Below are 8,998 nucleotides of genomic sequence, written 5' to 3' on the forward strand. Positions count from 1 at the left end.
CTATGATTTCAAATTTTGAATTTTTGGCAATTGATATGGATACAGCTGAGCTTTTTAGAACCATAAATATGGCTGAAGAAAATTATACACACGGAGACTATGAAGGCACGCTAATTAAGGTAAGAAAAGTTGCTGAGAATACAGCGAGGTTGGTTGCCGATAGAGAATATTTAGATATTCGTGAACGTGCCACCTTTAATGACGCACTAAGAGAGATAAGAGACTTTATTCCCAATAAAACAATCGTCGATCACTTTTATGATATCAAGGGAAAAGGGAATAATTCTGCTCATATTTTAAATCCAGCAGATGCAACCAAAGAGAATGCTTTAAAATCATTAGAACAGGTGTTTGATATTCTTGCTTGGGTCATGTTGACTTATATCAATACAGATATTAAAGCAAGTGCTATTGGTCGATTCTTAGAACCAAGGGCACAAGAAATGTACCGAACTGCTGAAAGAAAATTTATTTATATTCAGACGGTTGATAATCAAAGTGGGTTGTTCAATGCTTTTGAAGGTACACAAAAAATTGGTGAAGGTAGCGTTTCTTCGGATGATATTGAGACGGACTGGTCTCCTAATAGTGACTTTTTACGTACTGTTGCCCCAAAACGTATTAATCAATACATGAAAACATCTGGCCTGCCTTACACGCTTGGTTGGGTAGAGCTTGCTTACAAAAAGGCGACCAAGTCCTGGTTTCATGATTATGATGTGCATAATGTCTTGAGGCGTTCAGGGATTAAACATGCTGAACAACTGGAAGGAACAGAGTGGTTCAAGACGGATTTAGAGACAGCTAAGGCTGCTATTAAAGCTGTTAAAGAAGGTAGAAATTATCTAAATATTACTGCCAAAGAATCATTTGTTGAAGAACCAGCTATCACCCTTCGTCCAGAACAAGAGGCAGCGGTCGAGCAGACGCAAAAAGTCTTTAAGAAAAAAGATAGGATGCTCTGGAATGCTAAAATGCGTTTTGGTAAAACCCTGACATCCTTGCAATTAGTCAAGAATGAAGCCTTTCAAAGAGTGCTCATCATGACTCATCGTCCTGTTGTGGCGGATTCTTGGTTTGATGATTTCAAGAAAATGAAGATGAGCGCCGATGGGTATGATTATGGTTCAGTCAATCAAGGAGAAACGCTTGAAAATCTGAAGCGAGGTGAGAAACCTTTTGTGTATTTCGCTTCAATCCAATTGCTTCGGTATAATGGTGGTCAAACCAATCTGAAAGATTTTGCGGATGTGGATTGGGATTTGATTATCATTGATGAGGCGCACGAGGGAACCCAGACAGAGCTTAGTGATTCGGTAATGAAAGAACTCGTCAAGGAACATACTAAGATACTTGAACTATCTGGGACACCTTTCAATCTTTTGGATCAATTTGACGAGGAGCAAGTTTATACTTGGGACTATGTCATGGAACAACAGGCTAAGAAGAAGTGGGAATTAGAACGTCCAAGTGATCCAAATCCTTATGAAACTTTGCCAAAAGTATCGATGTACACTTTTGAAATGAAGCATAAGGAACGTTTTTCTGATGAGAGTAAATCGTTCAACTTTAGGGAATTTTTCCGTGTGGCTGAGGATGGTCAACTTGTTTATAAGCAAGAGGTTCGCCAATTCTTAGATAATATCACACATCCAGATAGTCGTACGAACTACCCTTTTTCAACGAAGTCTTATCGTGAAGAGTTGCGTCATACGCTTTGGCTCATGCCAGGTGTTAAGGAAGCTAATGCTTTTGAGGGCTTGCTTAAAGAACACCCTATTTTCGGGAAAGAATATAAAATTGTTAATGTTGTTCGAGGAGCAAGTAGCGATGATGGAATTGCTAACGATGCGGACATAGAGAAAGTTCGTTCTGCTATTGGTAAAGCCCCTTCGCAGACAAAAACCATTACCCTGACGGTTCGTAAACTAACTACAGGTGTTAATATTCCAGAGTGGACAGCGGTCTTGTTTTTGTCAAATACCAATAGTGCCATGAATTACCTACAAGCTGCCTTTCGTGCTCAGACGCCTTTTTCTCATGAGAAATTGGGAATGAAGACAAATTGTTATGTCTTTGATTTTGCTCCTGATAGAGCCTTGACTGTCATGGCGGAGAGTGCTCAGATTAACTCAGGTGTAGGGAAGAAAAATACGCAAGCACAAAAGCAAGCTATGGCTCGTCTTCTAAACTTTATGCCAATCTTAGGGGCTTCAGACAATGGAATGAAGACCTACGATGTGGATAGAATGCTGACACAGCTCAAGAAAGTTTATGCTGAAAAGGCAGTGCGGTCAGGTTTCGAAGATGACAGTCTATATAATGACAATCTTTTAACTTTAACCGCTGATGATGCAAGCATGTTTACCAAACTAAATGCTATCGTTGGTAAGACACAGAGTCAAAAAACACCTAAAAAAGTCATTATCAATGATAATGGTCTAACGGATGAAGAACATGAGCAGGCTGAGCGAGCCAAGAAGAAACCAAAAGCCAAACGGACACCAGAAGAGCTAGAAGCCATCGAAAAGCAAAACGAAGCTAAGAAACAACGTAAGAATATGATTTCTATTTTGCGTGGGGTATCTATCCGTATTCCTATGATGATTTATGGCATGGCGGTTGACTTATCAAAAGATATCACTATTCAAGAATTTATCCAGCAGGTGGATGATGAATCGTGGAAAGAGTTCATGCCAAAAGGTTTCACTAAGGGAATGTTTAGTGAGATTACCAAGTATTATGATGCAGAAGTCTTTATTGAGGCTGGAAGAATTATTCGCCAGCGAGCAAAATCTTTTGATAGTTTGGACTTTATTGAACGGGCAGAAAACATCGCTGAGTTGTTTAGCACCTTTAAAAATCCTGACAAAGAAACTGTGCTGACACCGTGGCGTGTAGTCAATCTTCAAGTGATAAAATCAGTAGGTGGCTTGAATTTCTATGATGATAATTTTGAGTCGGTAACAGATGGAGCGACTTCAAACCTACACTGGGTAGAAAATGATGTCACATCATCCATCTATCAAAAAGAAACAAAGATCTTAGATATTAACTCGAAGACTGGTCTTTATCCTCTTCACAGTGCTATTAGCCTGTATTATCAAAGAGTGGCGGCAAATGATGACAATCATTTTGAAGCTGACCAGGTCTATCAAGAGATTTTAGCAAATAATATCTATGCTATTGCGAAAACACCAATGGCAAAAACCATCACCGAACGCACATTGACCGGTTATCGGAATTACAAAACCAATGTAACCTATATTGAAAACCTAACGGATACCCTAAAAACAGACCTAGACAAAGGGAAAACTCAAGTGGAGGAGGCATTTAGAAACGTGAAATTTGATGTAGTAATTGGAAATCCTCCGTATCAAAATGAAGGAGTTGGAGAGGTAGCCCGTGACGAGCCAATCTATCATAAATTTATGGATTTAGCTTATGAAGTCGCAGATAAGGCAGTTCTGATTACACCAGCTCGTTTTCTCTTTAATGCTGGTCAGACTCCAAAGGTATGGAATCAGAAAATGTTAGAAGACGAACATCTTAAAGTGGTTTACTTCGCTCAAAAATCAGAAGAAGTCTTTCCAAATACAGATATCAAGGGTGGGGTAGCCGTTACTTATCGGGATGTTAATCAAAACTTTGGTGCTATTGAGACCTTCACACCGATTGAATGGCTAAATGACTTGTTGCATTTAGTACGCAATAAAGTTAAGAAATCGTTTAATGAATATCTTTATGGTAAGAGTAGTTATAAATTTAGCAGTAGCCTTTACAATCGTTATCCAGAATTGAAGGGAAGAGTTTCTTTAGCAGAAGAAAAATCGATTGGATCAAATATTTTCGAGAAACTACCAGAGATATTCTCGGATAAAAAACAATCAGATAATCAAATTGGGATATACGGACGTATCAATAATGAGCGTGTTACAAATTGGCTTGATAGCGATTTAATTGAAGAACATCCTAATCTGAATAAATACAAAGTGTTTTTACCCGCTTCCAACGGAAGTGGGGCGATAGGCGAAGTTCTATCGACCCCACTCGTGGGTACCCCACTCGTGGGTCATACACAAACCTTTATTTCTTTTGGTGCATTTGATACTGAAGTGGAAGCTGAAAACTGTTGGAAGTACATCAAAACAGATATAGCTCGTGCGATGCTAGGAACACTCAAGGTAACTCAACACAATCAATCGAAAGAGGTTTGGAGCAATGTTCCTTGGTTTGATTTTAATGATTATTCTCAAATAGATTGGTCGAAGTCGGTTGAAGAGATTGAAAGACAGCTTTATGATTATTTTAATGTTCCAGACAATATTATTGCTGAACTGAAAGCGAATGTTAGAAGAATGGACTAGAAATAGAGGAAACGTCGAATTCGGACATTGATTGGTCACAATCAATCGCTGAGTTAGACGGGTAACTCTATCGAAAATAAGGACTTTCAGATGATGAAATTGCCTTTATTGAAAGTAAAGTGCAGGAGATGGGGTAGTTTTTAAACCACCACAAAAAACAGTTGACTTTTGTGGTGGTTTTTCTTGTTTTTGTCCCTTTTATCTGCTATAATGACTTTAAAATAACAAATGAATTGGGGTGAATAGATGAATCAGACTAATGATTTTGACAAGGAAGTTATTGCTAAGTGTTTAGATGTAATGAGCTTTACTACTAGAAATCTTGAGCAGGATTTTAAAGCTGCTATCTCAGAAACAAGTCAAAATGGAATTTTTCAGAATGTTTGGGGACGAAGATCAGATATGCTACGAGACTTATTTAAAAATAGTAGTATTTGGAAAGTTTTGCATATCAAGAGGGGGATTTGGCAATTTGATCCGATACTAAATATTGAGACGGGTGAATTAATAGCATTCTTCTCAAAAAATAATTTTAGGACAATTCGTAATCAATATTTTAAAAAAGGAATTTCTACCCATTATTCTTTAAGTTTGCTCTTGAAAAATGAGGGGCTTTACCCTGAACAGGAAGTGAAACAGTTATCTCTTTTTGATACTGATAATTCTGAATTGAAAAGAAAAGAAGCAGATTTGACGAGGATGCTTGGAGAGGACTGTGATATAGTGACTAAGATTAGATTTTTGGTTGTTGATTATGTAGGTCAGGAGGCTGTAAGTGCTTCACTAGCAGACTACACCCCACAATTTTTATTGGTTAGTTCTGCAGATGTTTCGCAATTACTTCCAAGTTCGGTTGGTACAATTACAACTGAAGTTATACATGATGAGCAGGTTAATAATTCAGTTGATGAGCCTCAGCTTGTCACATTGAAATCCAAATTAAAAGGAATTTTATAATGGTTCAAGAATTTAATGGGGATAGACTACGAGAATCAAGATATTTTAGACAGTATTCAATTAGCCAATTGGCAGATAATATTGGAGTTTCTAAGCAAATGATTTCTAAATACGAAAAAAATTTATCGAAGCCGAGCTCAGAAGTATTGCAAAAAATAATTTTTGAATTAGGATTTCCATTGTCATATTATCAAACAAAAGATAAATTTTTGACTAGTGACTTTGGGACTTTTTATAGGAGTAAATTAACCTCCTCACAAGCAGAGAAGAAGTCCAGTGAGATGTTAAAAAAAGCATTGGCACTCTTGGCAAATTTTTTTGAAGATTATGTTGATTTCCCCAAATTAGCAGAATTTGAAAGCCGAGAAAATGCCTCGCCTGAGGAGGTGGCTAGTCAGATAAGAGAGAATTGGGGATTAGGTGACAAACCAATTTTCAGTGTTCTAAGGTTACTAGAAACACACGGTTTTCATATTGCAATAATTAATTCAAGGTCTGAAAAAGTAGATGCTTTTGGAAGTTTTGTTGAATTGAAAACAGGAGCAAATTCTGAACGGTACTACTGTATTTTAATTGATCAAGATAATAATAATTTTTTTAGACAACAGTTTAGCTTAGCTCATGAGTTAGGGCATTGGGCTTTGCATGCTCAAATAGTACATCCACAAGAATTATCCAATACTGAATATAGAAAAATGGAGCAAGAAGCTAATAGATTTGCTTCCAGTTTTCTGTTACCTGCCTCTGCCTTTTCTAAAGATATAAAAGGTCATGAAGAAGATCTTGGACATTATTTAAAATTGAAGTCAAAATGGAATGTGTCTATAGCTAGTATGGTCTACCGTGCCAAGGATTTAAATTTACTGACATCGGAACAATATACTCGCTTACAAAAAAGAATGAGTGCCAGAGGCTGGCGAAGAGAAGAACCTGAGGATGCAAGCGTTCCGGTGCCACGACCAATCCTTGCTAAACAAGCATATAAATTATTAACGGATGCTGGCTTATTTGAGAAGCAATCGATCGTACAGCGATTTAATCTAAAATACGGTTATCCTCTTCCTATAGAAATCCTCTCAGAGCTCATGGATATTCCAAGGGAGAGATTATTTCAAGATAGAAATAATATTGTTCAGTTAAAAGGTGGGACTTTATAAGCCCTAGATTTTAATTAACTCTTTTATTTGTTTAAGGAGCAACACATGAATCAAACCCTCTTCCACTACCAATTCTCTCCAGAAAGCCAATATCTAGATAGAAAATCAGCACGCAAGAAGCCTCAGGAATTGCTTAAGCACTTGATTGCTTTTGCAAATGCGGATGGCGGTCAACTGGTTATTGGTATTGAGGACGAGAAACAAGAAAATATTATCACTGGTTTCAAGGACGGCAGGGCTTATCCCATAGACGATTTCAAAAAGATTGACCGTGAGATGCGTGAGACTCCTTTGAGGAAATCCCTGTAATCAATCATAAGGGTGAAGAAGATTTCGTTTTAGTTATCTCTGTGGAATTGTCATCAAATCGTGTGATTGCAGCACCAAATGATGATGTTTATCTTCGTCAGGGTAATGAAACAGTCAAGTTGAGCTACGAGCAACGCACTCAGCTCAGCTATGACAAGGGACAACGTTTCTTTGAAGATGAAGTGGTGCCAGACGCCAGTCTGGAAGATATTGATGAATCTATCGTACAGGATTTCAAAAGTCACTTTGATTTATCAGAGCGCTCCACAGAGGCAATTCTCAAAGCTAGACGTTTTTTGGTTAATGGAAAATTGACTAAAGCCGCTATTTTGCTTTTTGGAAAGTATCCGTCAGCATTCTTTCCGCAAGCTCGTGTTCGCTTCCAGAGGTTTGATGGCACGGATATGGGTACAGGCAGTAGCTTTAATGTCATCAAAGAAGTGACTTTTGATGATGCTTTGCCAGTACTGATTATAAAAGTTCGAGATTTTATCCGTACTCAGTTGCGGGAATTTCAGTACTTAGACGATAATGGTCAATTTCAAATATTGCCTGAATATCCTGAGTTTGCTTGGTTTGAAGGTGTTGTCAATGCAGTAACTCACCGTGATTACTCTGTCTATGGAGATCACATTCGTGTACTCATGTTCGATGATCGCTTAGAGATTCACAGCCCAGGGAAATTACCCAATATCGTCACCGTTGACAATATCAAGCATGAACGTTTTTCAAGAAATCCTCGGATTGCGAGAACCCTGACTGAATTTGGTTGGGTTCGTGAAATGAACGAGGGTGTTAAGCGTATCTATTCTGAAATGGAATCAGCTTTTCTTCATGAACCTAAATATTCAGAGCCAGGTAATAAGGTAGTTCTAATCCTTGAAAATAACATTGTTAGTCGACATCTACGAACACGAGATAGCTTGGAAAAACAGTTTTTTGATTTTGGAACTCTAAATGCTGATGAACAAGCTATCGTTCACTACATGTATAATTCTGGTGATAAAATGACAACAGCAAAGGCGATTGAATTAACAGGAAGAAGTCGAGTATTTGTTGTTAAAATGTTACATCATCTTCGTGATTTAGAAATCATTACTTGGTTTGGATCAAGTAAAAATGACCGCAATCAATATTATCTTTTAGTTGATAAATGATTGCAGTCAGGATACTATTAGTAATAAAGAATACAGTAGAATACAATAGAACATAAAAGTGTTCTTCAACGAAAGGCTGATAATCACTTTTTAATTATAATTTTGTTATGTTTCCATCTTGCTTGAGGAATTGAATAATTGTTTTCTTTAAATCTTCAAAATCTCCTTGAAAGGTAGCAATTTCAACTGTCTTTTCAAGTCCATCCTGTAAGGAAAGATTGGATTGGTAACCATTCATTGCTAGAAACATATGCAAGGCAAGAACAGCAGTTCGTTTATTGGCATTATAAAAAGGATGTTTTTTAATCAAATTTATCCAGATAATAGCAGCTTTACTGTAGATATCTGGATAGAGAACTTTGCCGAAAATCTCTTGTTTAGGCTGTTCAACAATCATTCGAAGACTGTTTGGATCAGCAATGCCAACAGGTTCATTAGGAGAATATTTGCCAATAACCATGACATTGATTTTGATAATATCTTCAGCAGTTAGATATCTCATCTATCCACCAATTCTTTCAAAAGCTCATCGTATTGGTTCATGGCTTTTTCTAGTTCCTTATCAAAATCAAATTTTGGCTCAGCTTTACGAATGATGACGTTATTTCCTGAAGTGACAAATTCAATTTCTTCTCCAATTTCTGCTCCAAGAGTTTCTTTAATTTTATTGGGAATTGTAATGACAGTACTATTTCCTGTTTTTCTCAAGATAACATTCATGGTTCTACCTCCGTTTGTATATACATTATAAAATGAACTTACAAAAAAGTAAAGTGAATACACATTGTTTCTTAACTACATAAGCTCCGAAAACTAAATTTTTGGTAATCTATTGGTAATCCATGATTTTCAGGATTGATTTAGAAGTCTGTTTATTTAATGAAAAAGAGTTTTGAAAGCTTGATTTAATAGTCTTTTACAGAGATTTGGTTTTTGTCACCCAAAACCAGGTCTTAAGAAAGCTCGTAAAGCTAGCCAGTTCTCAAAACGTTAAGAACCAGCTACAATACAGCATTTACAACACTTCATGGTTCACACCATGGGGTGTTTT

At 37.1% G+C, this 8,998-nt stretch carries 5 protein-coding genes and 1 pseudogene; 4 read left to right on the forward strand and 2 right to left on the reverse strand.

Translation table 11 applies throughout. The features are described 5' to 3' along the window. Positions 1–2 precede the first annotated feature (2 nt). The 4 genes and pseudogenes from ACMZ6U_RS02660 to ACMZ6U_RS02675 all read left to right on the forward strand — a co-directional run bounded on the left by ACMZ6U_RS02660 (position 3) and on the right by ACMZ6U_RS02675 (position 7,947). Positions 3–4,367 (forward strand): Eco57I restriction-modification methylase domain-containing protein, encoded by a 4,365-nt coding sequence (locus ACMZ6U_RS02660; RefSeq protein WP_416106095.1) that lies wholly within the window; start codon positions 3–5, stop codon positions 4,365–4,367. A 246-nt stretch (positions 4,368–4,613) separates the two neighbouring features. Then, positions 4,614–5,324 carry a DUF5986 family protein gene (locus tag ACMZ6U_RS02665; RefSeq protein WP_416106096.1) on the forward strand — a complete coding sequence of 237 codons (711 nt, stop codon included), beginning with the start codon at positions 4,614–4,616 and terminating at the stop codon, positions 5,322–5,324. Beyond that, positions 5,324–6,481, forward strand: coding sequence for a helix-turn-helix domain-containing protein (locus ACMZ6U_RS02670; protein ID WP_104968521.1), 1,158 nt, complete (start codon positions 5,324–5,326; stop codon positions 6,479–6,481). The genes ACMZ6U_RS02665 and ACMZ6U_RS02670 overlap by 1 nt, the downstream gene beginning before the upstream one ends. Positions 6,482–6,526: 45 nt before the next feature. Beyond that, positions 6,527–7,947: pseudogene (locus ACMZ6U_RS02675) on the forward strand (ATP-binding protein). A gap of 94 nt (positions 7,948–8,041) precedes the next feature. Here the strand turns inward: ACMZ6U_RS02675 and ACMZ6U_RS02680 are convergent. Together ACMZ6U_RS02680 and ACMZ6U_RS02685 are read right to left on the reverse strand one after the other, a co-directional pair. Beyond that, on the reverse strand, positions 8,042–8,449 hold the full coding sequence (locus tag ACMZ6U_RS02680) for a type II toxin-antitoxin system death-on-curing family toxin (RefSeq protein WP_043026593.1): 408 nt from the start codon (positions 8,447–8,449) through the stop codon (positions 8,042–8,044). Continuing rightward, a complete protein-coding gene (locus tag ACMZ6U_RS02685) occupies positions 8,446–8,667 on the reverse strand; it encodes an AbrB/MazE/SpoVT family DNA-binding domain-containing protein (protein WP_001100856.1) in 222 nt (73 codons plus the stop codon). Before ACMZ6U_RS02685 ends, ACMZ6U_RS02680 begins: the two co-directional genes overlap by 4 nt. Positions 8,668–8,998 lie beyond the last annotated feature (331 nt).

The organism is Streptococcus pluranimalium, from assembly GCF_047785745.1.
Classification (GTDB): Bacteria; Bacillota; Bacilli; order Lactobacillales; family Streptococcaceae; genus Streptococcus; species Streptococcus pluranimalium_B.